At 69.7% G+C, this 23,632-nt stretch carries 25 protein-coding genes and 1 tRNA gene; 7 read left to right on the top strand and 19 right to left on the bottom strand.

Annotated features, from left to right (window positions below; translation table 11 throughout):
* Positions 1-5 precede the first annotated feature (5 nt).
* Positions 6-1,244, top strand: coding sequence for an MFS transporter (locus Q7L65_RS04595; protein ID WP_304719074.1), 1,239 nt, complete (start codon positions 6-8; stop codon positions 1,242-1,244).
* 68 nt (positions 1,245-1,312) lie between these two features.
* On the opposite strand, the gene mscL is transcribed toward Q7L65_RS04595, so the two are convergent.
* Entirely contained in the window at positions 1,313-1,750 is a 438-nt protein-coding gene (mscL, locus tag Q7L65_RS04590; RefSeq protein ID WP_304719073.1) for a large conductance mechanosensitive channel protein MscL, read from the bottom strand.
* 37 nt (positions 1,751-1,787) lie between these two features.
* Positions 1,788-3,197 carry a D-alanyl-D-alanine carboxypeptidase/D-alanyl-D-alanine-endopeptidase gene (dacB, locus tag Q7L65_RS04585; RefSeq protein WP_304719071.1) on the bottom strand — a complete coding sequence of 470 codons (1,410 nt, stop codon included), beginning with the start codon at positions 3,195-3,197 and terminating at the stop codon, positions 1,788-1,790.
* 93 nt (positions 3,198-3,290) lie between these two features.
* On the opposite strand from dacB, the gene Q7L65_RS04580 reads away from it, so the two are divergent.
* A complete protein-coding gene (locus Q7L65_RS04580; RefSeq protein ID WP_304719070.1) occupies positions 3,291-4,574 on the top strand; it encodes a patatin-like phospholipase family protein in 1,284 nt (427 codons plus the stop codon).
* 32 nt (positions 4,575-4,606) lie between these two features.
* On the opposite strand, the gene Q7L65_RS04575 is transcribed toward Q7L65_RS04580, so the two are convergent.
* The 5 genes from Q7L65_RS04575 to Q7L65_RS04555 all read right to left on the bottom strand — a co-directional run bounded on the left by Q7L65_RS04575 (position 4,607) and on the right by Q7L65_RS04555 (position 9,240).
* Positions 4,607-5,713 carry a histidinol-phosphate transaminase gene (locus Q7L65_RS04575; protein ID WP_304719069.1) on the bottom strand — a complete coding sequence of 369 codons (1,107 nt, stop codon included), beginning with the start codon at positions 5,711-5,713 and terminating at the stop codon, positions 4,607-4,609.
* Positions 5,714-5,726: 13 nt separating this feature from the next.
* Entirely contained in the window at positions 5,727-6,206 is a 480-nt protein-coding gene (locus Q7L65_RS04570) for a hypothetical protein (protein ID WP_304719068.1), read from the bottom strand.
* Positions 6,207-6,229: 23 nt separating this feature from the next.
* Positions 6,230-8,032: a long-chain fatty acid--CoA ligase gene (locus Q7L65_RS04565; protein ID WP_304719067.1), complete on the bottom strand. Its 1,803-nt coding sequence runs from the start codon at positions 8,030-8,032 to the stop codon at positions 6,230-6,232.
* A 134-nt stretch (positions 8,033-8,166) separates the two neighbouring features.
* Positions 8,167-8,355 carry a hypothetical protein gene (locus tag Q7L65_RS04560; protein WP_304719066.1) on the bottom strand — a complete coding sequence of 63 codons (189 nt, stop codon included), beginning with the start codon at positions 8,353-8,355 and terminating at the stop codon, positions 8,167-8,169.
* 96 nt (positions 8,356-8,451) lie between these two features.
* A complete protein-coding gene (locus tag Q7L65_RS04555) occupies positions 8,452-9,240 on the bottom strand; it encodes a Nif3-like dinuclear metal center hexameric protein (protein WP_304719065.1) in 789 nt (262 codons plus the stop codon).
* A gap of 54 nt (positions 9,241-9,294) precedes the next feature.
* Between Q7L65_RS04555 and Q7L65_RS04550 the strand changes: the two genes are divergently transcribed.
* The 5 genes from Q7L65_RS04550 (at position 9,295) to Q7L65_RS04530 (ending at position 11,287) form a co-directional block, all read left to right on the top strand.
* Positions 9,295-9,368: transfer RNA gene (locus Q7L65_RS04550), tRNA-Pro, on the top strand.
* A 290-nt stretch (positions 9,369-9,658) separates the two neighbouring features.
* Positions 9,659-10,114, top strand: coding sequence for a hypothetical protein (locus Q7L65_RS04545; protein ID WP_304719064.1), 456 nt, complete (start codon positions 9,659-9,661; stop codon positions 10,112-10,114).
* Positions 10,115-10,125: 11 nt separating this feature from the next.
* Entirely contained in the window at positions 10,126-10,545 is a 420-nt protein-coding gene (locus Q7L65_RS04540; protein ID WP_304719063.1) for a hypothetical protein, read from the top strand.
* On the top strand, positions 10,542-11,000 hold the full coding sequence (locus Q7L65_RS04535) for a hypothetical protein (protein ID WP_304719062.1): 459 nt from the start codon (positions 10,542-10,544) through the stop codon (positions 10,998-11,000). The genes Q7L65_RS04540 and Q7L65_RS04535 overlap by 4 nt, the downstream gene beginning before the upstream one ends.
* Complete coding sequence (locus Q7L65_RS04530) at positions 11,000-11,287, top strand: helix-turn-helix transcriptional regulator (protein ID WP_304719061.1); 288 nt, start codon at positions 11,000-11,002, stop codon at positions 11,285-11,287. Before Q7L65_RS04535 ends, Q7L65_RS04530 begins: the two co-directional genes overlap by 1 nt.
* A 73-nt stretch (positions 11,288-11,360) precedes the next feature.
* Here Q7L65_RS04530 and Q7L65_RS04525 read toward each other — a convergent pair whose 3' ends face one another.
* The 12 genes from Q7L65_RS04525 to Q7L65_RS04470 all read right to left on the bottom strand — a co-directional run bounded on the left by Q7L65_RS04525 (position 11,361) and on the right by Q7L65_RS04470 (position 23,588).
* Positions 11,361-11,843: a hypothetical protein gene (locus Q7L65_RS04525; RefSeq protein ID WP_304719060.1), complete on the bottom strand. Its 483-nt coding sequence runs from the start codon at positions 11,841-11,843 to the stop codon at positions 11,361-11,363.
* Positions 11,844-12,112: 269 nt separating this feature from the next.
* Complete coding sequence (locus tag Q7L65_RS04520) at positions 12,113-13,300, bottom strand: hypothetical protein (protein ID WP_304719059.1); 1,188 nt, start codon at positions 13,298-13,300, stop codon at positions 12,113-12,115.
* Positions 13,301-13,411: 111 nt separating this feature from the next.
* A complete protein-coding gene (locus tag Q7L65_RS04515) occupies positions 13,412-14,296 on the bottom strand; it encodes a hypothetical protein (RefSeq protein WP_304719058.1) in 885 nt (294 codons plus the stop codon).
* 421 nt (positions 14,297-14,717) lie between these two features.
* Positions 14,718-15,422: a hypothetical protein gene (locus Q7L65_RS04510; protein WP_304719057.1), complete on the bottom strand. Its 705-nt coding sequence runs from the start codon at positions 15,420-15,422 to the stop codon at positions 14,718-14,720.
* 89 nt (positions 15,423-15,511) lie between these two features.
* A complete protein-coding gene (locus Q7L65_RS04505; RefSeq protein WP_304719056.1) occupies positions 15,512-15,964 on the bottom strand; it encodes an autotransporter in 453 nt (150 codons plus the stop codon).
* Between the two features lie 150 nt (positions 15,965-16,114).
* Positions 16,115-16,537, bottom strand: a complete 423-nt coding sequence (locus Q7L65_RS04500; protein WP_304719055.1) for a hypothetical protein — start codon at positions 16,535-16,537, stop codon at positions 16,115-16,117.
* Positions 16,538-16,603: 66 nt separating this feature from the next.
* A complete protein-coding gene (locus Q7L65_RS04495) occupies positions 16,604-17,647 on the bottom strand; it encodes a DUF2600 family protein (RefSeq protein WP_304719054.1) in 1,044 nt (347 codons plus the stop codon).
* Between the two features lie 26 nt (positions 17,648-17,673).
* Complete coding sequence (locus Q7L65_RS04490; RefSeq protein ID WP_304719053.1) at positions 17,674-20,208, bottom strand: ABC transporter permease; 2,535 nt, start codon at positions 20,206-20,208, stop codon at positions 17,674-17,676.
* Between the two features lie 2 nt (positions 20,209-20,210).
* Positions 20,211-20,927 (bottom strand): ABC transporter ATP-binding protein, encoded by a 717-nt coding sequence (locus Q7L65_RS04485; RefSeq protein ID WP_304719052.1) that lies wholly within the window; start codon positions 20,925-20,927, stop codon positions 20,211-20,213.
* An 8-nt stretch (positions 20,928-20,935) separates the two neighbouring features.
* Complete coding sequence (locus Q7L65_RS04480) at positions 20,936-21,664, bottom strand: ATP-binding cassette domain-containing protein (RefSeq protein ID WP_304719051.1); 729 nt, start codon at positions 21,662-21,664, stop codon at positions 20,936-20,938.
* Complete coding sequence (locus Q7L65_RS04475) at positions 21,665-22,255, bottom strand: PadR family transcriptional regulator (protein WP_304719050.1); 591 nt, start codon at positions 22,253-22,255, stop codon at positions 21,665-21,667.
* Positions 22,256-23,144: 889 nt separating this feature from the next.
* Positions 23,145-23,588 (bottom strand): hypothetical protein, encoded by a 444-nt coding sequence (locus Q7L65_RS04470; RefSeq protein ID WP_304719049.1) that lies wholly within the window; start codon positions 23,586-23,588, stop codon positions 23,145-23,147.
* Positions 23,589-23,632 lie beyond the last annotated feature (44 nt).

The following is a 23,632-nucleotide window of genomic DNA, read 5'->3' as shown; positions in this document are numbered from 1 at the left end:
ATCTCGTGCCTGACGCAGCCCTCCTGCCAGACCGTCACCGCGCCGGCGAAGCCGGCTTCAGACGCGCATCGGTCGCCCTCTTCGCAGCAGGTGTCGCGACCTTCGCGCTGCTGTTCTCGCCGCAGGCGCTGCTGCCGCTGCTGTCGGACAGCTTCTCGATCACGCCGGCCGCGTCCGCGCTCGTGCTCGCCGTCACCACCGCCGCGCTGGGGCTGTCGCTCGTCCCGGCCGGCTGGCTCGCCGACGCCTACGGCCGCACGCGCGTGATGAAGTGGTCGCTGCTGCTGGCCTCGCTGCTCGGGCTCGCCTGCGCCGCGGCTCCCAGCTTCGAGGCGCTGCTGGCGCTTCGGGCTCTGCAGGGGATCGCGCTCGCCGGGCTGCCCGCCGTCGCGATGGCGTACCTCGCCGAAGAGATCCACGGCTCGTCGCTCGGGCTCTCGATAGGGCTGTACATCGGCGGCAACGCGATCGGCGGGATGCTCGGCCGGCTGCTGACCGGCGTCTTCGCCGACCACGGCGGCTGGCGCGTCGCGCTGCTCGGCGTCGGCGGGATGGCGCTGGTCTGCGCGCTCACCGCGACCAAGCTGCTGCCCGCCTCCCAGCACTTCCACTCGCGGCCGTTCCAGCCGGGCCGTCTCGTGCGCGGGATGCGCGTGCATCTGACCGAGCCGGGCCTGCTGCGCCTCGACGCCGTCGGCGCGCTGCTGATGGCGACCTTCGCCGCGGTCTACAACGGCCTCACGTTTCGCCTCGAGGACGCGCCCTACGGACTCAGCCACGCGGCGGTCGCGGCGATCTTCCTCGTCTACCCGATCGGCTCGTTCAGCTCCGCCTGGGCCGGGCGCCTGGCCGACCGCATCGGCCGCCGTGGGGTCCTGCCCGCCGCGATCGTGCTCGCCGGCGCCGGTCTGGCGCTGACGGGCGCCCATGCGCTGCCGCTGATCGTGCTCGGCGTCGCGACGCTGACGGCGGGCTTCTTCGCCGGTCACTCGGTCGCCTCCAGTTGGGTCGGGCGCCGCGGCAGCAACCACGCCGGCTCCGCCGCGCAGGCCTCCGCGCTCTATCTGCTGGCCTACTACGCCGGTTCATCGCTCGGCGGGATCGCCGCCGGCGCGGCCTGGAGCGGCGGCCAGTGGACCGCGGTCATGTCGGTCGGCGGCACGCTGCTCGGGTGCGCGCTGTTGATGTCCTTGTGGCTGCGCCAGACGCCGCCGCTGCCGACGGCCGTGCCCGCCGTCGCGTAAGAGCGGCCGCTCCCCCTGCCGGGCGCGGCCACTCCTGCCAAACGGCACGCGCCCGAGTGGCGTCCGCCCTAAGCCGGCACTGCTCCCGTCGTCCCGCCCGTCAGCGGCTCGATCTCCGAGGTGCAGTACATGCAGCGGCGCGCCTCCGCCGGGATCGACGAGAGGCACTCCGGGCATGCGCGCGCCGAGGCGTCGGCGTCCTTCTCGGAGTCCGGCTGTCTCAGCACCCGCTCCAGCGGCAGCACGACGAGGAAGTAGATCGCCGCGGCGAGGATCACGAACGCGATCACGGCGTTGATGAAGTGGCCGTAGGCGAACTTGCTGCCGTTGATCGTGAAGCTGAGGTCGGAGAAGTCCGGCTGGCCGCCGATCGCGGCGATGATCGGGGTGATGAAGTCGGCGACAAGCGCCGTCACGACCGCGCCGAACGCGGCGCCCATCACGACCGCGACGGCCAGATCGACCACGTTGCCGCGCGATATGAAGTCCTTGAAGCCCTTCAGCACTGCTGCCTCCCGTCGGGTTGTTCGACGGAAGACGACGCTAGCGCGGGGCGCGGACCGCTCCGTTGACGGCGGCGGGCGACGTGGGCGGCGCCGAGGCGGAGCGGGTCGATCTGGCGGGAGCGGAGGCGCCGGGAGCGGACGTCGCGTCCGGCGTGGTGCCGGCCGGCGGCGTGGAACCGGCGCCCGGCGCCGCGCCCGCGCGCGTCGATCCCGTCGGGCGCTGGCGCGCGACGAGCTGCGTCAGGCGGTCCTCCGCGGCCTTCGCCGAGTAGGTGTTGACGCTGTTGAACATGAACGCGAACGCGATCGTGTGGTTGTTGGCGGTTCTGCAGTAGCCGCCGAGCGCGGAGACGTTGGAGAGCGTGCCGGTCTTCGCCTGGCAGCGGTCCTGCGCGATCGTGCCGCGCATCCGATTGGCGAGCGTGCCGCTGCGGCCCGCGACCGGCAGGCCGCTGCGCAGCCCCGGCACGTCGCGCATCCCGTCGAGCAGCGTGACGACCTGGCGCGGGCTGGTCGCGTCCGCGCGCGAGAGGCCGGAGCCGTCGGCGATCCGCGGGCTGATCTTGAAGCGCTGCTGCAGCGTGCTGCGCGCGACCGCGGTGCCAGCCGTCGTCGAGCCGCTGGTGCCGAACTCGGCGCCGACGACCTTGATCAGCTGCTCGGCGAAGAGGTTGTCCGACGGCACCAGCGTCAGCGCCGCCAGCTGCGAGATCGGCGGCGACGGGACGACCGCCAGCTCCTGCGCGCTCGCGGGCGCGGTGCCGAGCGCCGGCGCCTTGGCGACCCTCACGCCGGCGCCTCTCAACGCGCTCGTCAGCTGCTGCGCGGCGAACTGCGCCGGCTGCTTGGCGAGCGAGCTGCCGTTCTCGTTCGCGAGGCCGCGGTTGTACAGCAGCGCGCTGAGCGGGCCGCCGATCCAGACGTCGAAGCCCCAGTTCGTCGACGGACCGCCGCGGCGCAGGTCGAACCACGACTCGTCGCCGAAGACGCGGCCGGTGACCTTCGTGATGCCGACGGCGGAGACCGCGTCCGCCAGCTCCGTGACGCTCGTGCCGCTGGTGCCGTCGTATTGCCTGAAGCTCGCGCTGCCGAACGTCGGGTCGCCCCTGCCGCGCAGGTACAGGTCGCCCCTCCAGACGCCGGCCGGCGTCAGCGTGCCGGTCCCGAGCACCTGGGTGTCGAGCGTCGCGTCGGCGCCGAAGCGCAGCAGCGCCGTCGAGGTCGTGTAGAGCTTCTCGACCGAGGCCGGTATCCGCATCGAGTCCGCGCGCACCGCGGCCAGCGTTCTGCCGGTCGTCGTGTCGAGCACGAACGCGCCGTTGGAGCCGCCTCCGCGCGCCAGCTCACGCGCGACGGACGCGTCGAGCGGCGCCGCGGCGGCGGTGGCGGCCGACGCGGCGGGGGCGGCGAGGGCGATGACGGTGGCGAGGAGAGCGGTGCGGCGCATGGGGATCGGAACAGCGGTGTCGCAGGAAAGTCGCGGTCGGGCCGGACGGAACAGCGGCGTTTGCTTTGAAACGCCTCCGTACACTATGGAACCATGGGCAGAGTCGTCAGACTGGAGACGTCCGGCAGCGAGCGGCGCAACGGCAGCGGGCCGGCTGCGCAGGTCCGCCGGCGCTCGACCGCGCGGCGCCCCGGGCGGCCGTCGAAGACTGCGCTGGTGTTGGGCGGCGGAGGTGTCACGGGCGCGGTCTACGAGATCGGCGCGCTGCGCGCGCTGGACCTGCTGTCGGTCAACAGGTCGGTGACCGACTTCGACGTCTACGTCGGCACGAGCGCCGGCTCGCTCGTCGCCGCGATGACGGCGAACGGGATCACGCCCGAGGAGATGATGCGCGTCGTCAACCGTCAGGTGCCGACGCCGTTCCCCGACGTCGACCTCAAGACGGTGCTGGCGCTGAACGTCCGCGAGCTGGTCGGCAGCGCGCTCAGCTTCCCGTTCCGCGCCGCGAAGCTGACCGGCAGGCTGCTCGGCCAGCTCGGCCAGGTGTCGGCGCTCGACGTCGTGCTGGGGCTGGCGGAGGGGATGCCGTCGGGCCTCTACTCCGGCGGCGGGATCGAGTCGTACGTGCGCGCGGTGCTGGACGGGGAGGGCCGCAGCGACGACTTCCGCGAGCTGACGCACGAGCTGTACCTGACCGCGACCGACCTCGACACGGCCGAGCGGGTCGTGTTCGGCCAGCCCGGCTTCGACGACGTGCCGATCTCGACCGCCGTGCGCGCCTCGACCGCGCTGCCGATGGTCTACAAGCCCGTGCGGATCGGTGATCGCGAGCTGGTCGACGGCGGGATCGTCTCGACGACGAACCTCGACATCGCCGTCGAGGCGGGCGCGAGACTGCTGATCGTCGTCAATCCGCTCGTCCCGTACGTCAACGACGTCAACGACCCCGAGGCGCCAGGGCGCAAGCGGATCTCCGACATGGGCTTCCCGCAGGTCGGCTACCAGACGTTCAAGCTGATCGCCCACAACCGCCTGCACGAGATGAAGCGCCAGTGGGAGCAGCGCTACCCCGGCGTCGACATCGTCCTGATCGAGCCCGATCCGAGCGACGAGCTGATGTTCCGCACGAGCGTGATGGACTACCGCTCACGCGTCTCGATCGCCCGCCACGGTTTCAGATCGGTCACCCAGAAGCTGTCGGCGGACTATCCGAGGCTGCGCCGCGTCGCGGCCAGACACGGCATCGAGATCTCCGCCACGCGCGTCAACAAGGTCGTCAAGCACTTCGCGACGGCCGAGCCGGCCGAGACGGCGCGGTGGCGGGCGATTCTGGAGCAGACGAGAAGCACGCTGCTGCGCCAGAGCGCCAGCGACTGAGACGCGCCTCAGACGCAGGCGCTTCGCGACGACTAGAAAGCCGTCCGCGCCGCTTCCAGCAACCGATCGGCGTGGATCGGGGCCTGGATCGTCGCGCGGACGTGCTCGTCGTCGCCGACTGCCGTGCCGCTCATCACGATCGCGCCGCCGCGGCGCAGGCGGGCGGTCAGCTCGGAGGAGCTGAGGCCGGGGGCGCGCAGCCAGAGGAAGTTGGTCTCGCTGGGCGCGGCGTCGAGCGGCGCGTCGTGCAGCAGCTCGGCCATCCGCGCGCGCTCGGCGAGGACGGTCGCGCGACGCGACGCGACCTGCGCGTCGCAGACCCGCAGCGCCTCCAGCACGCCGGCCTGGCTCGGCACGCCGACGCCGAGCTCGGGCGCGAGCTGCGCGACCAGTTGCTCCGCCCCCGGTCCGCCGAGCACGTAGCCGCAGCGCAGCCCCGCGAGACCGTAGATCTTCGAGAAGGTGCGGAAGACGAGCAGGCGCGGATGGGCATCGAGCAGCGCGAGCGAGGCGGCCGCGGCGCGCTCGTCGGAGACGTAGTCGATCAGCGCCTCGTCGAGCAGCAGCGAGACGTGCTCCGGCAGTGCGTCGAGCAGCGCGCGCAGCTGCGACGGCGGCATGTAGCCGCCGGTCGGGTCGTTGGGGTTGCAGAGCACGATCGCGCGCGTGCGCGGGGTGACCGCGGACAGCAGCCGCTCGACGTCATGACCTTGGGGCACCGGCACCGCCTGTGCGCCCGCGCGCTGTGCCATCAGCGGGTAGAGGCCGTACGACGGCCACGGGATCAGCAGCTCCTCGCCCGGCTTCACGAGCGCGCGCGTCGCCGACGACAGCAGCTGCGCGGCGCCGTCGCCGACGGCGATCCGGTTCGCTTCGAGCCCGACCCGCCGCGCGAGCGCGTGGCGGATCTCCTCCGCGGTCGGGTCCGGTGCGAGGTTCAGCAGCCCGCGCGAGGCGAACGTGACGGCCGCGACGACGTCGGGGTGCGGCAGCTCGTGCCAGGTCGTCAGCGACAGGTCGATCGCCTCGACCTTCGCCAGCGCCTTGCGGCGCGCCTGCGCCGACTGCTCGCGCAGCTGCTCGCTGACCTCCTCGTCGGTCATGCCGGCGAACTGTCTGTAGTACCCCCGCAGGCCCATCGGAGGATGGAGTCTAGAAGCCCATGTTGCCGGCGCCCGACAGCTGCGCGCCGCTGAAGCCGAGCAGCCAGACGAGGAAGACGGGCGCGCCGATCGCGCAGCAGACCATGAAGATGCGGCCGATGATCCCCTGCCGCTGGTCGTGCCCGCTCGCGCGCCGCACGAGGATCCAGGCGTAGTCCAGCCGCTTGAGCGCCATCAGGCCGAGCAGCAGGCCGCCGATCAGGGTCGCGAACGAGGCGGCCAGGCCGACGCCGACGTTGTCGGTCAGATGCTGCAGGCGGCCGCCGACGAACAGGCAGGCGAGCGGGAGCGGACCCCAGAACAGCAGGTTGACGACGATCATCAGCGCGAGCAGTCCGCCCGCGACGAAGCTGTCCGCCCGCCGACGCTTCTCGCCCGCGATTCTGGGCGGCGCTCTGTACTGGGTCGGTCTCGTCCCAGGGCGGCGGGTGATGAACAGCCCGCCGGTTTCGCTCGGATCCGTACGCATCTCTCACAGATGAGGGTACGCGTTCATTCGTCGTAGAGCGAATCGAACCGCGCGGCGTACTTCTCGTTGACGACGTTGCGCTTGATCTTCAGCGTCGGCGTCAGCTCGCCGGTCTCCTGCGAGAGGTCGTGTTCGAGCACGAGGAACTTCTTCACCTGCTCCACCTGGGCGTACTTCGCGTTGGCGCGGTCGAGGTCGGCCTGGATCAGCGCCAGCAGCTGCGGCTCGCGCGACAGCGACGGAATGTCCTCGGGCAGCCCCTGCTGCTGCGCCCACGGCACGACGGTCTCGACGTCGAGCGTCAGCAGCATCACCGGGTAGGGGCGGCGGTCGCCGTGCATCACCGCCTGCGAGACCCAGCGGCACTGCTTCATGTCGTTCTCGATGTTCGCCGGGGTGAGGTTCTTGCCGCCGGCGGTGATGATGATGTCCTTCTTGCGGCCGGTGATCGAGAGGAAGCCCTCGTCGTCGATCGAGCCGAGGTCGCCGGTGTGCAGCCAGCCGTCTCTGATCGCGCCGAAGGAGGCGTCGGCGCGCTTGTGATAGCCGGCGAAGACGTTGGCGCCCTTGATCAGCAGCTCGCCGTCGGCGGCGACTCTCAGCTCGACGCCGGGGAACGGCTTGCCGACCGTGCCGAACTTGTGCTCCTCGGGCGACTGGAAGGTGGCGGCGGTGGAGGTCTCGGTCATCCCGTAGCCCTCCAGCACGGGGACGCCGCAGGCGTAGAAGAACTCGAGGATCTCCTTCGCGATCGGGGCGGCGCCGGAGACGGCCTGGCGGACGTTGCCGCCGAACGCGTTGCGGACGTTGGCGAACAGCTCCGCGTCAGCTCTGTCGAACGCTGCCTGGAGGTCGGGCGGGACCGGCTCGCCTCTCAGCTGCATGTGGCGGACGGTGACGCCGAGCTGCGACGCCTGGTCGATCTGCTCGCGCGGGTAGTTGCCCGTCACGAGCGTGTAGATCTTCTCGAAGATGCGCGGGACCGAGGGCAGGCTGGTCGGGTGGACCTCGTTCAGCTCGACGATGATCTGCAGCGGGTCGTTGGACCAGTAGGCGATCGCGGCGCCGACGTCGTAGGAGAGCAGCTGGATCAGGAGCGCGTAGGAGTGCGCGAGCGGCAGGTAGAGGTAGGTCAGCTCGTTCTCGACGATGCCGCCGCCCTGCTCGGCCATGTCGAGCATCGCGCGGTAGTTGCCGTGCGTGAGGACGCAGCCCTTCGGCGGGCCGGTCGTGCCGGAGGTGTAGATGAAGGTGAAGGGATCGCTCGGCTCGACGGCCTCGTAGCGGGCTGTGAGCTCTGCGCGGTCGCGCGTGCGGCCACGCGCGCGAAGGTCGTCGAGCGAGATCGCCTGCGTCATGTCCGCGACCTCAGACGGATCGATCACGATCACATGTCTGAGATGGGGGAGACGGTCGCGGATCTGCTCGACCTTCTGCAGCTCGCCCTGGTTCTCGACGAAGACCGCGACCGCGTCGGAGTCGGCCAGGACCCACTCGCACTCTTCGGGCGAGTTGGTCTGGTAGATCGGCACGACGACGGCGCCGGTCTGGATCGCGCCCCAGTCGGCGTAGGTCCATTCGGGCCGGGTGCGGCAGAGGATCGAGACGCGTTCGCCGGGGGCGATGCCGAGGTCGATCAGGCCGAGCGAGATCTCGTCGGAGATCTCGGCCACCTCGGCGAACGTCAGGTCGCTCCAGGCGCCGTCGCGCTTGACCTTCACCGCGGTCCGGTCGCCGTAGAGGTCGACCGCACGGGACAGCAGGTCGGCGATGGTGCGCGACCCGGTCGATGCGTCGGCAGCGCTGTGCGTGACGCTCGCCTCCATCTGATCCTCCTCCTCGTGGTGCGGAACTGGAGAAGGGCGATTCTAGGCCGGTCCCGTCCGACGCGCGCGGGTTACTGGCTGAGCGGCCAGTCGCGCCGTGGTGCCGGTGCTGCGGGCGCCCCCGGCCCTGCCACCTATCCGGTCGCGAGGGGTGTCGGCGAGGCGGTGACCTGGTACCGGTCGTCGAGGCTCGCGGAGAAGAGGGTTCTGTCGATGCGCCCGTTGTAGATGGGCACCCCCATCTCCAGGCACTTCATGATCACGTCGCGGCGGTCGAGACCTGCCTCGCGTGCGAGCTCCGTGGGCGTCAGATGGTTTGCCATCGGTCGAAAGACCTCCCGTGTGGATGCCGTTGACCGTTTATACCTCCGTTGACGGACGGGCTCAAACCTCCCGGTCCGAACGCCGCGGGTTGGCGCCTAGACGGGGTTTGGGAGATCGACGAAGTGGTGAGAAACGCCAAACTTCTCGGCCACCAGCTCCCCGACGCGCCGGATTCCGAACGTCTCCGTCGCGTAGTGCCCGGCGGCGATGAAGTGGATCTGGTTCTCGCGCGCCTGCGCCATCACGTGCTCTTTGGGCTCGCCGGTCATGAAGGCGTCGAGACGTTGGTCGATGGCGCTCGTCAGGTCGTTCGCGGCAGAGCCGGAGACGATGCCGAGGCGTTTGACGTTCGGTGGACCGCCGTCGAACACGAGCGGATCGCGGTCGGTGAGGGTGGCGATACGGGCGAACAGTTCCGGGGCGGGAACGCCTTCGGCGGGATCATCGTCGGACTCGAAGTGCGCGATCACCCCGATCGGGGTGCCGCTGTGCGTGAAGGCGGGCTCCGTACGGGCGGCGCCGAGGCCGGCGGCGATCAGCGCGTTGTTGCCGATCTCCGGGTGCGCGTCGAGCGGCAGGTGGTAGCCGGCGAGCGCGATGTCGTTGCAGAGGAGGGTTCTGAGCCGCTTCGCATGTGCGGCGCCGATCCGCCGCGGCTCGAAGTCCCACAGGATCCCGTGGTGCGCGAGGACCAGTTGCGCTCTCTCCTGCACGGCTCGCTCGAACAGCGCCAGCTGAGCCGAGACCCCGGTGACGACGGTCGTGACCTCGCGCGCTTCGCCGACGTTCGGAACCTGCAGCCCGTTCGGCCCATAGTCAGAGAACCGGTCGATCTCCAACAGCTCGTCGACATACGCGACGATCTCTTCCACGCGAGCGCCCATCGTGGGGGGGAACGTACCATCGAGTCGCCGCTGTGGAATACTGAACAGCGTCATCGGGGCGTGGCGCAGCCTGGTAGCGCGCTCCGTTCGGGTCGGAGAGGTCCCGAGTTCAAATCTCGGCGCCCCGATTACACAAAACCCCTGCTAACGCGGGGGTTTTGTCGTTCCGGGAGGGGCGGGGGGGGGTGCCGTTGGGGGTGCCGTTTTGTGCAGGCCGCACGCAGAATCCGCTGCCTGGAGGGTCCGGTTTCTGGCGCGCGAGGGTGCGACGGCTGGCATCGGGCCTTGCCGTGGGTGGGTGAGCCACCTACATTCGCAAGCGCTGCAAGAAGCACTAACTGAAAGCGGCCCGGCGGTGCGCGAACACCCCGGGCCCGGCACCGAAGGAGGCCTTCGATGCAAGTCCATTGTTCCTCACATGCCTGCGGGCGTGTGGAGCTTCTCTGCGTCTGCGTGCTGGTGGTGGTCGCATGGCGTGACGATCAGCCCCTCTGAGCGGGGCGTGTTGCGCGATCTGATCGTGGCGCGGATCGCGAGCGTGGGTGAGCTCGCCGCGGTGATCGAGGCGGGCCGGCTCAGAGAGGCGCGCGAGCTGGGTCGGTGCTGGCGAGAGGACCTCCACCTGCTGGAGGACCTCGGCTGGGGCGCGAACGACCCCGGACGGGAGTTCACGTTCGCGAGAGAGTGGGGGCCGCACCGGCGCGCGCTCGCCCGTCTGTACGAGCATGCGCTTGGTGTGGTGATCGATTCGCCGCACCCGACCGGTAAAGGCGGCCTTGAGGTGGAGGCGGCGTCGGTCGCGATGCGTGTCGCCGACGAGATCCTGATCGAGCTGACGGAGATCGAGGACGACGACGCGGGCGGTGGGTCGTGATGCGGGAGCGGATGACGATCAGTCGCTCCCAGCGGGAGGCGTTGCGGCAGCAGGTCGTGATCGAGTTGGACGGGCTCGGCGAGATTCATCGCGCGATCGAGGACGGGCACGCGATAGTGGCGCGGCGGCTGCGCGAGCACTACGAGGAGCTGTTGCGGCTGCTGGATGACCTCGGCTGGGACCTGAACGACGTGCGCAGCGCGTTCGCGGTCACGATGGACCCGCCGGCGGCGACGCGCGTGTTGGTGAGGTTGCACGACCGGGCCACGCGTCTGGTGGCCGACTACCTCGGCGGCAGCGGTCGCGTGGTGATGCGCTCGGCGGCGTGTGATGCCGTGTTGACGATGTCGGCGTCGGTGGAGGTGTTGGCGCAGATGGTCGGCGACGAGCCTGCCGAGTGCCGTTGCGGCGGTGCGGGGGAGCGCTCATGACCTCCGCAGCGCGGTGCACCCATGCCCGTGGCGCCGACGACGCGGCCGGGGTGGTGACGGTCGGGCGGGTCGAGCGGGACGCGTTGTGGGAGCTGATCCGGACGCTGCTGGCGTCGATCGGCGACATCTTCTGGGCTGTCGATGACGACCGGCCCAACGACGCGCGGATGTTGCGCCATCGCTACCGCGACCTGATGCGGCTGCTGGACGACATTGGCTGGACGCGAGTGGACCCGTGTCGCGAGTTCGCGATCACGATGGACCCCGACGCGCTCATGCGCGCGTTGCTGCGGCTGCACGAGCACGCGATCGAGCGGCTCTATGAGCGCGCTGACGGCGGGGGTGTCGATCGCGAGGAGCTTCAGAGCGTCGCGATCGTCGCGGGTGTCTGCGGCACGCTCCTGGTCCAGCTCGCCTACAACCGCGTCGCGATCCCAGACGCGGAGGAGACGTGATGGGCGCCCCCAGCCGGATGCAATCGCGTGAGCACGAGGTGCTCGGCCGAGCAGTGCGCGAGTCGCGCGCACGCCGAGACCTCTCGCAGGAGACCCTCGGGTTCCGCGCGGGGCTGCACCGCAACTACATCGGCGCAATCGAGCGCGGCGAGATCAACCCCACGTTCCGGGTCCTCCTGAAGGTCGGACACGGTCTCGACATGAAGCTCTCGGAGTTGTTCGCGCTCTACGAGTCCCGCCGACACGACCCGCCGCCGAGACGACGGCGGCGCCGAGCACACGAGTAGAACCGACACCGACCAGATCGAGGATCAAAGCCAAACCGGCTCGCCTCGCCCTCCCGAGCACCGGCTGCTCGGTTCAAGGCTGGGCGAGCCGGTAGGCGTCGCTGTCTTCTGCGTCCCAGATCTGATGGGTGCGGGCGAGCGTCTCCAGCGCGTCGGCGGTCTCGGCAACCGTGACCGTTCCGCGCAGCCACTCGGGTGGTATGGCTTCGTAGACTTCGGTCGGCGTCCAGCTGCGGTTCGGGTCCTCGGCGATCGTTCGCAGCGCTGCCTCCTCCAGGCTGCTTGGAGGCAGACCAAGTCGTCCGTAGTGGGCTGCGGGTACGTGTCTCATATGGGGCTGCATCCAGGTGTGCAGCGTCTGGGTGCTGAGTCCGGTCAAGCGTGAGATCTCGCGAACGTTGATGCCGGCTTCGCGTGCTTCTCTCACCACGGACCGGACCATGCTGCGGTTGATGCCGTCCTTGTACCTGAGCCAGTCGCGCTCGATCCCGCAGCCGCGCAGGATGTCTTCGAGGCGCCGACGCTCCGCGACTTCTGGCGGTGTAGATCGGGTCATGTAACAAAACGTATAACACTTGACGAAAAGTGTCAACCTCTTGACTCTTGTGGGCATTGATCTTGCTCAGATGTGTCGTGGCTTGTCGTGCCACCCTGAGGAAATGTCGAGGATGCCGGGAAGGTAGAGAAGCGCTTTCCCGCACTGGGATTCAGCTGAGGGTTGGCGCAACAAGTCGATGCACATCGCGCTTGAGTGCGGACGCGCGCGTCGGCCGCGATCGTTCGAGCTGAGCAACGCAAGCTCCCGCAGGAGGACCGAGCTGCCTATCAGACTTTGAATGTCGTCGCGGCAATCGCCTTGGCGATGGTGCGGACTCTGTTGCTCGTCGCGACGCGCCGGACGAAGAGGACGGTGAGTCTGTAGGTGCCTCTGCACCAGACGCCGCGTCTGAGGTCCAGCGGGAGGAGCGGGAGGTCGTACGGTCTGCCGGCGATCATGAGGTAGCTGGAGAGTGGGTCGGTGCTTGTGTCGTCGGTGCGTGTGCGGTTGCAGCCAGGACCGGACGGTCCTCGCAGGCGGTAGGCGTATGCCTCGTTTGAGACCTCGACGGTGATGGGGAGCGTGACGCGTGCGGTGAAGCGGCGAATGCTCGCTGTGCCGTGGCGCTCCACGATGCGGATCGGTGCGTTCAGACGCTTGGCTCTGCGTGCGCGTCTGGATGCGGCGCTCTCCGGCGCCGGCCGTACGCCGCTTGGCAGGTCGACGGTGGCCGTGCATCTGCCTGTCTTTCGGCCCTGCGCTTGAAGGTCAAGACGCGCGTCTGGCCCGCAGGTGGTTGCTCGAATGCGGATCGTCGGTGTCGTCGCGTCGGTGAAGAGGCCGCGACGGACGGCCAGGAACGTGCCCTCACCGCCGTCCTCGAGTGGCGTCCAGGGACCGTGGCGGTGCTCCTGGATGGCGGCGCTCTCGACCCCGCGGCCGAGCGAGATGCCGAAGAGCGTGCGCAAAGCGGCGAGGTCGCAGGCGCGCGGTGGGGCGTCAGCGGCGGCCTGTGCGGTCGCCGGGGAGCACGCGGGGCCGAATCTCGCGGGCCATGAGGCCATGACGTAGCCGCTTGCACGCTCGCCGTGGCTGGCACTGACTCCGCCGCACGCTGTTTGTGGGCTTGCGCCAGGCGTTATGGGCAGAAACGTCCCTTGCTCGCTGACTATGCCGAGCTGGTCGTTCTGAACGCGTCCGAACGCGGTGCAGAGTACGAGGATGCGGGTGTTCGCGGTGGGTCGAGCGAGATAGGTCGCCATCGCCCACGGCAGGCCGCCGTCCGGGTCGTTGGCACGCAACGGCAACAGCCGATAGGACCCCGGTTGCATCGTGATCGCAGGATTGGGCCGGGTGATCGACGGCCCGACAGGCAGCGCCGGGTCGGCTGCGGTGGCGTTCGCCGTCGTCATGGTGAGCGCACTGAGCAGCGCATATGCACCGAATGCCACGACCCGAATAAAGCGCAACATCATCAATCCTCCCTGCTCGTCCCCTGCATCCAAATTTCAGGCTAGCGGTTGTCTGACGCCGGGGCGGCAGCGGCACGAACGCCACTGCCGCCCCGAGTCGTCGGAGCTAATGGATCAGCAACCGAGGTCGTCCGGAATGACGCCGAGCGGCACTGACCCGTCCCGGCCGACCCAGTTCAGATGGTCTGCCGACGCCGCGTCGAGCTTGGACAGCTGGATGCGGAACGTGTTGGACGTGACAGCGGCTTGACCGAGTTCGCTGCCCTCCGCCGTTTCGACCTGGACGGCTGAGACGCCGTCCGGGACCACCCCGTACACGACGATGTCCTCGCGCGGCTGGTCCAGCCCGCAGACCGTTGCTGCGAGGAGATAGCCCTCTGCGGCCAACTCATGGTCCTGACAGGTGATCTCGCCGCCGGCGAGCCCGGAGTCCAGGCACAGCCGATCACGCGTCGTCCGCAGCGACACCTGGTCGCCCGGTCCGGTGATCGTCGGGATCTTCCCCGACGCGGGCGCGGTACGCAGCACGCCGAGTTGACTGCGCACATCCGCAGCGACCGTCGACGGAGCGACCGTCGCGCCCGTCACTGCGGCGGTCGCGGTCTGCGACCCGTTGGAGCGGCGCGCGGCGAATCCGCTGTATGGGTCGGAGCCGCCGAGGATCGTGTGCGCGCTGCCGGAGTTGTTGCCGACGAAGTTCAGCTCGTTGTAGCCCAACCACGACCAACCGTCCGCCGCGCTGCTGATGGCGGTGTTGTTGGCACAGATCCGGCTGAGGACGTAGCCGTTGTCGGGACCGCTCGTGGCCCAGGTCGTCTTCTCGCAGACGGACACGGTCCCGGCACCTATGTACTGCGCGACGTTGCTGCTCCATCTCGCGATGCCCGAATTGCCCGAGCATTGCGAGTTGGCCGCGACCAGGATGTTGCAGTAGTAGCCGGCCGATGCGGTCCCAGACACAGCTGCCAAACAGCCCGCCACGAGCAGCACACTGAGCACGCCGACGATCCGTCGGCGCGGAGTCCTTGCAGAATTCATGTCACTCCTCAGGTAACGATGGTTGTGGAGCTTAGGTGCGCGCTGTGAGCGATCCGCGATCAACTCCGGCGGAAGCGCGTGCGCGCGCAGGGGTGGTGTCACGGCTCGTTCATGCTGCCCTCCTGCATTGAACCCGTGCGTCGGGCTGCCCGTCCCCTTGCTCGCGAGCCTCGCAGATCTAGATCGACAGTGCGCCGGTTATTCGACGAATTGCGGTTGCTTGTTTCCTTTCTGACGATCGATGTCACATGTCAGCGACATCTCGCAGCCAACAGGTTGGTCGAGCACGCGCCTAGAAGGCGCTGCGGCGGTCGATAGCCGACCTCACGAGCACTTTGCCTCGATGACCAGGCACTCGCTTGTGGTACAGAGGCTGATTGCGTCAGCTCGGCGGGCAGGGCGTGCGTGCCGCCGCACCTGCGGTCGTGCCGTCCTCGAAGGTGAAGTCGGCGCGGAATCGCATTCCTGCTGCCGGGCATCTGGTTGGGAGGCCGATGCCGTCGGGGCGGTAGCGGCGGACTTCGCCGGCGACGGTGCGGCGGTAGAGGATGGTCGGGGAGGCGATGGTGGCGTCGACGCCGAGCAGCGCGACACGGGCGTCGTCGTAGGGGAGGTCGGGGATCGGTGGAAGCGTCATCGTGATCGCGCCGCCGTAGGGTGGGCGTGCGGGTGTGAGCGTGCCGTCGTAGGCGAGCAGGACGCCGAAGGGGTTGACGCCTTCGACGAGGCCGACGAGTCGCAGGCGGCCGGGTTGGAGTGGGCCTGCGAGGATCGTCATGAGCGCGGTCTGGCGGAGTGTCAGCGTGTCGAGCCGGACCTCTCCGCTGGCGGTTCCGGTCGCGATCACGGAGTTCGCGGGGCAGACCGCTCGCCCGGTGAGGGGGATCATCACGCCGACGAAGTCCGCGGGCCGCAGGCGGCATTCGTCGAGCGCGAGGCCGCTGGTCGCGATCTCGAGTCCCTGGGCGTAGCGGATCCGTATGCGCGTCACCGGCGACGGGAGGCGCGGGCTGATCGACAGCTGCAGGCGCAGCGAGGTCGGATGCCCCAGACGCGCGTCAGGACCGAACGATGCGGCGAGATGCACCGGTGCCGCCGACGCCGCGCCTGACCAAGCGAGCGCGACGAGCGTGAGCAGCGCGAGCGCCGCGCCGGCTCGTCGTGCGCAGTCGGCGGTCAATAGGTGAGCGAGCCGGTCGCGTGGACGGTGGTGGCCCACGTCGAGCGGTCCAGCGTGCCGTTGAAGCTCGCGCTGCCGCGCGCGCCGCTGTAGCGGCCGGTGCCGGCGACGATCGTCATGGTGCCGCTGGCCGTGGTCTTGCCTCTGCGGGAGCCGGTCGGCCGCCCGCTGATCGTGAGCGTGATCGACCCCTTTTCGGGCAGGAGCGTGACGGTCCCGGTGATGCTCGTGAGCGAGACCGTGAAGAGCGCGACGACCGGGCCGGGCAGGGTGCCGGTCGCGGTTCCGCGCTCGCGCAGCTGGTTGCCGTTCTTGCCGTTCTTGACGAGGTGCAACTTCGTCTGCGCGTTGATGTTGATCGTTCGCGCGGTCGCGACGGTCGGTGCGGCGAGCGCGACTGCGGTAGCGATGACGAGCGCGAGCGCGATCGGACGACGCTTGCGGGCCATGGTCAGGAATCTGAGCATCCGGCGTCCCCTTCGATTCATTTCGACTGCCCCGGACGGCAAGCCCATTCGCCGCTCACCGTCGACGTCGCAACCTACCGAGGCCCGGTGCAGCGCGCGGCGGTTGGCCGGCTGCCTTCGGCCGGTCGTTTGTCAGCGTGCGTCGAGGATCGTGAACTTGACGATGTCGGTCCGTCGGCGCCACGGGGTTCGGCGGACGATCTTGCAGTTGACGAAGACGGTGCGTCCGTCCGCGCGCCGTCCCTGAGCGACGAACCGCTCGCCAGGTCGCGGGAGCGGGGCGAGGATCTCGACGGAGACGAGTCGGGATGGTTGTGCGCGGTTGTCGGACCATTCGATGATGCGTTGCGGTAGGTCGCGGCTGAGCCGTTCGGCTGCGGTGAGGTCGTCGCCGATCCGCGGGATCCGGATCACGCCGATCCTGGCGCGGGCGGTCTGTCTCGCCTTGCGGGCGGTGATGCGCGCGTCGAAGTGCTCGGAGCGTCGTTGGCGCCGCGCCTCGCGGGCGGCGGACAGGCGCTGGCGCAGGGTGGTGCGTTGGGTGTGTCGGGTCATCCGTCCGGATGCTCTTTGAGCACCGGGTTCCGGCGCAATGCCAACCGCAGAAACGTCCTGGATCGCTCAGAGCGCGCGGCGCAGTCTCAGCACACGGGTCAGCGTCATCGTGGGCGGGCCGATGGCGTGAAGGGTGCGTGCGGCGGTGTCGCGCGCATGCGGCCGCCACGCCTCGGGGCAGGCGAGGTAGAAGCCGACCATCCCGGCGAGGATCACGACGTGGCGGTCTGCTCGTGGCAACCGGCGGGCGTCGTCGCGTGTACTGGCCGCGATCACCTGGAGCCGGTCGGCGGTTTCATGTGGGGTGCGGTAGTAGCTGACGAAGCTGTGGTCGCCGGTGCGTTGGTCCTCTTCGAGGTCCACGAGCGATTCGAGCAGCGTGTTGAGCGCTCCGAGCGACACGCAGTAGGAGCGCTCGGCCGCACGTGCGCGCGTCGCGGTCGTCGTTCGGTCGGTCGCGAGTCCTAGCAGGACGTGCACCCCGAGGGAGGAGCTTGCCGACGCGGCGCACTCCCACCAGCGCAGGTGCGTTCGCGCGGGATGCGTCTGCGCCCATCGGCCGAGCTTGCTGGCCCGGTCGCCGGCAGCGTCGTGGTTGAGTGCCTGGACCTCGCGCGACAGCGCGGCGAGGCGGAGCGCGGACGGGCGCACCTGGTCGTAGGCCGGCAGCGTGGAGAGCGCTGCGCGGCAGGCGGTCACGAGCGCGGCGACGTAGCCGCCGTCGTCGCGGTTTGGGTGCAGCGCGTACCAGTCGCTCGGGGTCGCTTCGAGGTCGAGCGCGTCGAGCAGCGCGCGGTGGAGTTGGCGGGCGTCGTCCGTTCTCGGCGCCGGCGTTTCGGTGATCGTGTCGAGGTAGTCGTAGAGCACCTGATAGGCGACGACGGCGCGCACAAGCGCCGGGGTGCGGCGCCATGGGGCGAGGGTCGCGAAGATCGCGGCGCCCTCGGCGTTGAGGTGCTCGTTCTGGAGCGTGTGTTGGGCGAGGCGGCGCAGCTCGGGGTCGGGGATCGCGGCCGCCGCCGCGGCCCAGCCGCGCAGGGCGCGGCGAGCGAGCGGGAAGACCGTGAGCCAGTAGCGAGCGAGCATCGTCGCCAGCAGCAGGGTCGGCACGGAGCGAGTATCGCCCGATCTGGCGGTTAGTCCTCTCGGAAGCTGAGCGAGAGCGGCGCTCGGGCCGCCGCATATCCTGGCAGCGCGATCACCAGCAGCGCGATCAGGGCAACCAGCGCGCAGAGGATCGCGGCGAGTCCGAACGCCGGGGAGTAGTCGGTCGGGAACCCAGTCGAGAGCGTGAGCCAGCGCGAGAGCAGCAGCTGGCCGGCGAGCCCGGCCAGCCCGCCGATCACCGCGCCGAACGCGAGCAGCAGTCCCGCTTCGGTCAGGAGGGCGCTCCAGACCTGGCCGAGCGAGAAGCCCTGCGCACGCAGCTCGGCGAGGCGATTTCGCCGCTGCCACACGGTCGCGCTGACGGCGGCGGCGGTGGCGAGGATCGCGCCGATCAGCACCAGCGTCGAGATCTGCGTGAGGCGATCGAGGCCCTGGCGCGCGTTGCGGCGCAGCGCGTCCCAGCGCTGCTGGGCGGTCTCGACGCTCAGCGCGCTCGCCGAGGTGCCGAGCGATTCGCGCACCAGCGCGGCGCCGCGGGCCGGGTCGATCCCCGGCGCGAGGTCGATCTCGAGCGCGCTTGGGTCGGCTGTCTGCCACGCGCGCCGGTAGTCGCGCTGGTTCAGGATGATCGTTCCCGGGGCCCAGCCGACATTCGAGATCTTTGCTGCCAGCCGCAGCGACGTGGCGCCTGCGGGCGTCGGCAGCTCGAAGCGCTCGCCCACGCGCAGACCCTGCGCGTCGGCGACGGCCTTGGAGACGACGGCCCAGCCGCCGGCGCGGATGCGGCTCGTGGCGAGGTCGGCGTCGCCGCCGTCGACGACCTGTCCCGCCGGGATCGTGATGCGGTCCTCGGCGGGGCGGCCGATGACCCACAGGCGCCGGCCGCCGTAGTCGAGGAAGCCGCCCTGGTAGGTCCGTACGTCGGTGACCGCGTCGAGCTTGCCGAGTGCGTCGGCGGCTGCCGGTCTGGTGAAGTCGACGGTCGTCAGGGTGTTCTCGGTGCCGCCGGGCTGCACCCAGATGTCGGCTGTGTGTGTGAGCCCGTAGGCGGCGTGGTCCAGTCCGCGCAGCAGGTCGCGGTGCGCACCCTCGATCGCGGTCGTGCCGAAGACGGCGAGCGCGGCGGTCGCAGCGAGCGCCGTGCCCCGCCCGCGACCGGCTCTCAGCTCCCCGACCGCGACGATCAACGGATGCCACGAGGCCCGTTCGGCGACCCACCATGCGACAGCGGTCATCCCCCTGAGCAGGGTTGGCAGCAGGAGCAGCGTGGCCAGTACGAGCGCGCCGATCCCGACGATCGTCGCCGCCGGCGCCAGCAGCAGCACCCCGACCGTCATCAGCAGCAAGACGCCGCCGAGCGCGGCAAGGATCGTGGACGTGTCGACCCGTCCGCCCGCCGGGCGCGCTCGGCGCTCGCCTTCGACGGGCGAGCGGCCGAAGATGTCGCGCAGCGGCTGAGCGGTCGCGAGCAGGCTGCCGGTGACGCCGGCTGCGATCGCGAGCAGCACCGCGGAGGTGGCGATCACGCGCTGACCGCCGACCGGGAACGCGAAGCTGAGGTACCCCGGAGCCGACTGGAAGACGTGGCGCGAGAGCTGATCGCCGAGCAGCAGGCCCAACAGCGAGCCGGCGAGGCCGAGCACGATCGCCTCGAACGCGAGCATCGACGCCAGCTGCCACGCCGAGAAGCCTTCCATTCGCATGTCGGCGACCAGCCGCCGCCGCTCGGGCACTGTCAACAGGACCGCGTTGAGCGCGAAGAGAAATCCGATCGCGGCGCAGATGACGGCGAACAGGCTCGTGGACTGGTCGTTGGGCTGCGCCGCCTGCCGGATCAGCCGCGCCTCCGTGTCGCTGGGACGCACGTCGAAGATCGGACCCAGCGTCTGCTGAAGACGCCGCTGGACCTCTTGGGTCTTGCCCGGATCGGCTCGCACGAGCACGCGGGTCACTCTGCCGGGGCGCTCGGCGAGTTCCTGCGCATAGCCCAGCGGCGCGACGGCGATCGGGCTCTGCGCCAACGACCCGATCAGCGCGCCGGGCAACACGAAGGTCACCCTTGCGGAAACCAGCCGCCCGCCGGATCTGACGTCGATCGAGTGGTCGGCGCGCGCACCGGTCGCCTCGGCGGCCTCAGCTGGCAGGAGCAGACCGCGCCCGAGCTGTACGCCGTCGGGGCCGAGCATTCTCGTGACGGGTCCGTCGAGGCGGGCGAGGTCGTAGGTAGCGCCGATCAGCAGGATTGTGCGCTCGCCGCGCGGGCCGCTGAGCGTCACTCTTCGCTCAAGCACTGGTGCGGCGACCGCGACGCCGTCAACGTCGCCGATCACCTTCGCGACGTCCTGATTGAAGCCTTGGTCGCTGCGAGTTGCGACTTCCAGCGTGGCCTCGCCGGTGACCGCGTGCACGAGCTGGTCGATCGATCCGGCGATACTGGTGTTCGAGACCTGCACCGCAAACACGAGTGCAACGCCCGTCGCGATCCCCAGCAGCGCCAGCAGCTCGTGCACCGGCCGCGTCCGCAGCCGCGCGAGGTAGAACCGCCACAGCGTCCCCGGGCGCACGCTCAGCCGCCGATCATGTCCGCCGACCGGAGCTGCGACGCGTGGTCGGCCGCGCCGTCCTCGATGTGCCCGTCGCGGAGCGCAAGCACGCGGCTCGCGTAGGCCGCGGCGCGCTCGTCGTGGGTGACCAGCAGGACGGCGACGTCGCGATCGGCGCACGCCTGCGCGAGCACGTCGAGGATCTGCGCGCCACGGCGCGTGTCGAGGTTCCCAGTCGGCTCGTCGGCGAGCACGAGCCTCGGCTCGTTCGCGAGCGCGCGAGCGATGCTCACCCGCTGGCGCTCGCCAGTCGACAGCTCGCCCGGGAGATGGTCGGCGCGCGCAGCCAGGCCGACGAGGTCGAGGTAGCCGAGCGCGCGGGCGCGCGCCGCTCTCATCTTCATGCCCTCGGCGAGCAGTTTCGTCGCCGCGTTGTCGAGCGCGGACAAGCCCGGCTGCAACTGGAACGACTGCCACACGAACCCCAGTTCGCTACGGCGGTAGCGCACGCTCTCGCGCTCACTGAAGGCGCCAATGTCGCGCCCCTGGAAGAGCACTGTGCCCGCGTTGGGTCTGACGATGCCAGCCGCAATGCTAAGGACCGTCGTTTTGCCCGATCCGCTCGGTCCGTAGAGCGCGATCAGCTCGCCGGGCGCCACCGTCAGCGACGCGCCGTCAACGGCCGTGACCAGCTCCGGACCGGAACGAAAGCGCTTCGTGATCGAGCGCAGTTCGAGCACGGCGACCGCTATCCGGTGCTCGGGCGGCGGCGCTGCCCTTGGATCGGGACGACCTGCCCGCCGCGGCGCGCTCTCACGACCAGCCGCCCACGATCAAGCGACGCCAGCTGCGTCGGCGCGACGATGCCGGTCGCATCGCCGGCGGTGACGACCAACGTGATCCGCTTGTCGCAGACGGTCGACCGCAACAGCTCAAGCATCTCGTCGCGCTCGATGGGGTCCAGCGTCTTGGACGGCTCGTCGGCGAGCAGCAGGCTCGGCTCGCGGATCAACGCCTGCGCCAGCGACACCCGCGTCAGCTCACTGGCGGCAAGCTCGCACAGCTGCGCACCCGCGCATGCCTGCGCGCCGACACGGGCGAGGAGTTCGTGTGCCTGTCGTATCGCTCTGCGATAGCGGACGCCTGCGCTGAACAACGGCCACGCCACGTACTGGACGATGTCGATGCGGCTGCCGGCGCTCGCGGTCTGCCAGACGCAGCCGATCTCGTGTCGCAGCAGGTGCTCCTGCTCAGAGCGTGACACGGTCGCGAGGTCCCGATCGCGAAACCAGACCGATCCCTCGTCCGGCCGCTCCAACCCCGCGGCGAGGCGCAGCAGCGTCGACTTGCCCGCGCGAGCTGAGCCCAGCACCCCGAACCGATCGCCGGCCGCGATTTCGAGCGAGATCCGGTCGAGCGCGACGATCTCGCGCGGGAAGCGCAGATACCGCTTCGTGACGCCCTCGAACCGCAACATTCACGGAACCTCGTCGGAGGCGGCGGCCTCGTCCGTGAGGCGCTGAACGGCGGCGTGAGCGTCGCGCAGCCATTCCAGGCGCGCGTGAAGCTGACGGATCCCGTACTGGTGGACCAGCCTGTTGGTGGTGGCGTCCCAGCGGTCCGCGCCGCTTGTCTGACCCATGCGCAGGGTCGCGGCCTCGATTCTGTCCAGGCACTCAAGCTCTGCGCGCTCGATCATCCCCAACAGCCGCTCGCCGTGATCGGGCTTGCTGACTGCCAGCTTGCGCACCAACTCGAACCGGATCGGGTCGGGCTTGGTCGGCGGCGTGGTGATCCACGTCTCGAAGACCGCCCGGCCGGCGACAGTAGCGGCGTAGACGACGCGCGGGCTGCGGCGTGTGGCGCCGACGCTCGCGCGCTCGTCTATCTCGATCAGGTCTGCGCTCTCCAACTGGTTGAGCGCGGTGTAGACGGCGCTGGGGTTCAGCTCGTACGCGTCGCCGACGAGCTCCTCCAGCCGCTGCGCGAGCCGGTAGGCGTAGCCCCTGTGCTCGATCACCAACCCGAGCACCGCGTACTTCAGACCATGAGGAGCCCCAGCACCCATATTCCCCGTTCCGATTCCTCCCACCCGCACGCGCCCCTGGCGCACAGGCTCACGGAGCGACCTTACACCACTTTCACGCGACAGCGGAGCAGCTCCACAACCGCCCCGCATCGTAGATCTGCGGAAGTTTCTGAAATTGGCATTGCTGAGAATCGGATGGCGCCACATGATGCTCGCAGCACTCCGGATAACCCCGCGTTGACGGAGCGGCAAGCGGGCGAACGGCCATGTCGTCGCCCGCGCCCACGAAGGCGAACACGCGTGACGCTCCGCACGGCGCCCCTCGGACAAGCGGCAGCGTCGCCATGCGTGAATTACGGCCCCGGCGATTACCTTCCCCTTATGATCGCCGGGGCCTTTCGCCTGCCTCGGCCGAACGACGCTTATTCCTAGAGTCGGTCAGGAGACAAGCGCCCGGCCAGAATGCCGCGTGGAAACGAGGCTGCGCGCAAATCGCCTGCCGCGCCGTCGAATCGTTCGCCTCGGTGCCAAACGCTCGGGATCGCGCATGCGGCGTTCATCCGCGACGCGGTCATAGAGCGCCTCGTGCGGCTGGATCACAGCGATCGGCTGGTCCGGATCGAGCAGCGCGTGGACGATCTCACCCGACAGACGAGGACCACCGTGCGGGCGATCTCTGGCATCGCTGCACGGATAGGACTCGCCGATGGTCAGGCGCGCGACAGAGATCGCACCGACGCGCTTCAGGGCGGTCTCGTAAGGCAGCGATCACCTTCGCTGTAGCCTACGATCCGCTGGTGATGTCGCCCGCTCTCGTCGCCGCCTTCGACACGAGCGGCGGGAGTGCATGGCATTCCGCGGGGCGACAGTGCCGCCCTCGACGGGTGAGATCGGCGCGGATCACATGGCGGCGGTATTCGGCTGGTGATCAGCCGCCGCCGTATTCGATGGTCATGCTACGCGGGATTCGGTGGCGGGCGACGGCGAATCCGCGCTCGGTTTCGACTGCTCTCGACCATCTTGGGATCTCGTCTGTTCCGGCCTGTCCCCATGTCTGCGCCCCGTAGCCGTGCTCGGGTCCGCTCATCGTGACGGTGGCGGCGGGATCTTCGTCGTGCTCGTATCCGAGCGCGATGCAGATGCCCTCGACTTCCTCGCGGTCGGGGGCGAACTGGCGTGTGATGCCGATCCAGAAGTGCGGTGGCGATCCGTGACGTGACGCGGGTTTGAGTGACAGGGCGGTTTCGTAGAGCATCAGGTCGCTGTCGTGCCCGCTGACGTCGGCGACGGGTGTAGCGGCCCACTGCTGGATCACGGGCCAGATCGAATCCAGCGTCGGGGCCGACGTGTCCCCGCCGGTTCTGGCGAGCATCGAGTTCAGGCAGTGAGTGCCGTGCGCGTCTCTATGAGAGGCGA

It is taken from the genome of Conexibacter sp. CPCC 206217, assembly GCF_030646165.1.
In the GTDB taxonomy this organism is placed as follows: domain Bacteria; phylum Actinomycetota; class Thermoleophilia; order Solirubrobacterales; family Solirubrobacteraceae; genus Conexibacter.
Note: the sequence above shows the minus strand (reverse complement) of the source record. Positions and strands in the feature narration are given on the sequence as shown.

Bases quoted from the DNA above. Each gene is read 5' to 3' on its own strand.
- Q7L65_RS04530 (WP_304719061.1), top strand. From the start codon at position 11,000: ATGGGCGCCCCCAGCCGGATGCAATCGCGTGAGCACGAGGTGCTCGGC.
- Q7L65_RS04565 (WP_304719067.1), bottom strand. From the start codon at position 8,032: ATGGAGGCGAGCGTCACGCACAGCGCTGCCGACGCATCGACCGGGTCG.
- Q7L65_RS04535 (WP_304719062.1), top strand. From the start codon at position 10,542: ATGACCTCCGCAGCGCGGTGCACCCATGCCCGTGGCGCCGACGACGCG.
- dacB (WP_304719071.1), bottom strand. From the start codon at position 3,197: ATGCGCCGCACCGCTCTCCTCGCCACCGTCATCGCCCTCGCCGCCCCC.
- Q7L65_RS04570 (WP_304719068.1), bottom strand. From the start codon at position 6,206: ATGCGTACGGATCCGAGCGAAACCGGCGGGCTGTTCATCACCCGCCGC.
- Q7L65_RS04575 (WP_304719069.1), bottom strand. From the start codon at position 5,713: ATGGGCCTGCGGGGGTACTACAGACAGTTCGCCGGCATGACCGACGAG.
- Q7L65_RS04475 (WP_304719050.1), bottom strand. From the start codon at position 22,255: ATGGGTGCTGGGGCTCCTCATGGTCTGAAGTACGCGGTGCTCGGGTTG.
- Q7L65_RS04505 (WP_304719056.1), bottom strand. From the start codon at position 15,964: ATGGCCCGCAAGCGTCGTCCGATCGCGCTCGCGCTCGTCATCGCTACC.
- Q7L65_RS04520 (WP_304719059.1), bottom strand. From the start codon at position 13,300: ATGATGTTGCGCTTTATTCGGGTCGTGGCATTCGGTGCATATGCGCTG.
- Q7L65_RS04525 (WP_304719060.1), bottom strand. From the start codon at position 11,843: ATGACCCGATCTACACCGCCAGAAGTCGCGGAGCGTCGGCGCCTCGAA.
- Q7L65_RS04555 (WP_304719065.1), bottom strand. From the start codon at position 9,240: ATGGGCGCTCGCGTGGAAGAGATCGTCGCGTATGTCGACGAGCTGTTG.
- Q7L65_RS04470 (WP_304719049.1), bottom strand. From the start codon at position 23,588: ATGCTCGCCAGAACCGGCGGGGACACGTCGGCCCCGACGCTGGATTCG.
- Q7L65_RS04560 (WP_304719066.1), bottom strand. From the start codon at position 8,355: ATGGCAAACCATCTGACGCCCACGGAGCTCGCACGCGAGGCAGGTCTC.
- Q7L65_RS04540 (WP_304719063.1), top strand. From the start codon at position 10,126: ATGACGATCAGTCGCTCCCAGCGGGAGGCGTTGCGGCAGCAGGTCGTG.
- Q7L65_RS04580 (WP_304719070.1), top strand. From the start codon at position 3,291: ATGGGCAGAGTCGTCAGACTGGAGACGTCCGGCAGCGAGCGGCGCAAC.
- Q7L65_RS04545 (WP_304719064.1), top strand. From the start codon at position 9,659: ATGCCTGCGGGCGTGTGGAGCTTCTCTGCGTCTGCGTGCTGGTGGTGG.
- Q7L65_RS04480 (WP_304719051.1), bottom strand. From the start codon at position 21,664: ATGTTGCGGTTCGAGGGCGTCACGAAGCGGTATCTGCGCTTCCCGCGC.
- Q7L65_RS04500 (WP_304719055.1), bottom strand. From the start codon at position 16,537: ATGACCCGACACACCCAACGCACCACCCTGCGCCAGCGCCTGTCCGCC.